The sequence below is a fragment of the Arthrobacter sp. Y3223164 genome, assembly GCF_059091005.1.
This window is the reverse complement of record NZ_JBNHGF010000400.1, coordinates 1-2457: the sequence shown is the minus strand read 5'-3', so window position 1 is coordinate 2457 and position 2457 is coordinate 1. Positions and strand designations below refer to the sequence as shown.

Below are 2457 nucleotides of genomic sequence, written 5' to 3'. Positions count from 1 at the left end.
GGCCTCGTCGCCGTGCCCGGCGACCGGGCAGGACGCCGCATCCGAGGCCCGGGGCAGGGCGGGTTCTTCGACCGTGATGCCGTACAGCGCTTCCAGGGCGGCAATGTAACGCTCCTGCTCGCCGTTGGCGGCCAGTTCCCGCGCCCGCACGGTGGGCAGGTGCAGCAATTGCTTGACCATGCGGCGCATGGCGAACTCGACTTCCTGGGCCGGGCCGGTGCAGCCGTGCTGCGAGCGCACTTTCTCGAGCTCGTTCTCCAGTACCTGCATGGTGTGCTTGCGAAGCGCCACGATGGCGGAGTCCACGCTGCGCGCCTGCCGGCTGGCCTCGAAGCTGCGCGCCGCGTTGGCGACGATCTCGGCCGCCTGCTGCACGGATTCGGCCTGTTCCTCGGGCGCGGCCATCCGCACGGACTCCAGCGTGATCAGCTCCACGCCCTCGAGCGCGCCCACGGCGGGATCAAAGTCGTGGCTCAGCGCGAGGTCGATGATCGTGAGCGGCTTGTCGACGCCGGTGCGCACCCCGGCCACGCGCTCGGCACTGACCTGGTTGTCGCTGCCGCTGCAGCCGATGACGACGTCGGCGGATGCCATCGCGCTGTCCAGCGCCGCGTGGGTCAGCGGGACGCCGCCGCGGGTTTCGGTGAAAGCCGCGGCGCGGCCGGAAGCCGAGTAGACGCTGATGTGGGTGCAGCCGCGTTCGCGCAGCAGCGCCATGGTGGCCCCGGCATACGCGCCGGTCCCGAAGAGTACAACCTGCTTGCCCGACCAGTCCTTCTCGACGGCCAGATCCGTGGCGAGGTCCAGCGCGACCGACACGATCGAAAGCCCGCGGCCGCCGAGTGCCGTCTGCGTCCCGACGTCCTTGGCCGTCCGGGAAGCGGTCTGGAAGAGCCGGACCAGCCCCCCGCTCGCGGTGCCCTTTTCCTGCGCCTCGATCAGGGCCCGACGCACCTGGCCGGCCACCTCGCGTTCGCCGACCACGGCCGAATCCAGGCCGGCCCCGACCGCGAACAGGTGCCGCGCAACATCCTCGCCGGTGTTTACGTCGAAGGAGCGGGCGACCAGCGCGTCGTCCAGCCCCGAGCAGCGGCTGATCTGTTCAATGAGCGCGGCGCGGGCGGCCTCCAGGTCGGACTCGCTCTCGGTCTCGCAGTAAACTTCCACCCGGTTGCAGGTAGCCAGGACCACGGCTCCGGTGACCGGGGACCCGTCTGCGAGCACGTCGGTATCGATCCGGGAGGTGCCGGCACTCAGGCGGGCCACCGTTTCCAGATCGACCTTGGAATGGGTTGCAACAAGTGAAAGTAAGACCACAGCGCCTCTATCTTAGCGGGAAGCCAGCGTCGGCTCCTCCAAGCTTGGCCCATTAACCCGGCGTTAACCTGGTTTCGGGCGCCGCCGGCGCCGGTGATATTGGCCACTCGGGCCGGTGGCCGCCGCCATCCCGCGCTCCCGGCGCCGCCCGCGGTTGGCCAGAAGCAGGGCCGCTGGACCAGAATCTATGTCATGACACTCAATGCTTCCCATCCCCTGGTGGATGGGCGTACCGCCGACTCGGACCTGATCACCGCCTACCGCGGAGGGAAGCCGGGCCGCCGTCCTGTCTGGTTCATGCGGCAGGCCGGGCGCTCATTGCCCGAATACAAGGAAGCGCGGCAGGGCATCGCGATGCTGGATGCCTGCCTGAAACCGGAACTGGCGGCGGAAATCACCCTGCAGCCGGTGCGCCGCCACGATGTGGACGCAGGCATCTTCTTCTCCGACATCGTTATCCCGTTGAAGCTGGCCGGGGTGGATGTTGACATCGTCCCCGGTGTCGGCCCGGTCCTTGGCGCACCCGTCCGCACCGCCGCCGACGTCGCCGCCCTGCCGGTACTCACCGACGAATCGCTGGAGCCCATCCGCGAGGCGGTCCGGCTGACGGTGGCCGAGCTCGGCGCCAAGCCGCTGATCGGCTTCGCCGGCGCCCCGTTCACGCTTGCCGCGTACATGGTGGAGGGCCGGCCGTCCCGCGACCACTTGGGGCCGCGCACCATGATGCATGCCGACCCGGAGACCTGGGATGCCTTGGCCGGCTGGGCCGCGGACGCTTCGGGCAAGTTCCTGCGGGCGCAGTTGGAAGCGGGCGCCAGTGCGGGACAGCTGTTCGATTCCTGGGCGGGTTCGCTGTCCCTGGCTGACTACCGCCGGCGCGTGGCACCGGCGTCGTCGCGCGCCCTGGACCACGTCCGCCACCTGGGCGCGCCGCTGGTCCACTTCGGCACCGGAACGTCCGAACTGCTCGTGGCCATGCGCGACGTCGGGGCGGACGTGATCGGCGTCGACTACCGGCTGCCGCTGGACGAGGCGAACCGCCGGCTGGGCGGACGCACGCCGCTGCAGGGCAACATCGATCCGGCGCTGTTGTCGGCGCCGTGGGAGGTGCTGGAGGCCCATGTGCGCGAGGTGCTGGCC

General features: G+C 70.1%; 2 protein-coding genes. One reads left to right on the top strand and one right to left on the bottom strand.

Annotated features, from left to right (window positions below):
* On the bottom strand, positions 1-1317 hold a 1317-nt coding region (locus AC5RUJ_RS14590), incomplete at its 3' end, for a glutamyl-tRNA reductase (protein WP_494156079.1).
* Positions 1318-1509: 192 nt separating this feature from the next.
* On the opposite strand from AC5RUJ_RS14590, the gene hemE reads away from it, so the two are divergent.
* Positions 1510-2457: uroporphyrinogen decarboxylase (gene hemE / locus AC5RUJ_RS14585; RefSeq protein WP_494156078.1), on the top strand; the 948-nt coding region annotated here is incomplete at its 3' end.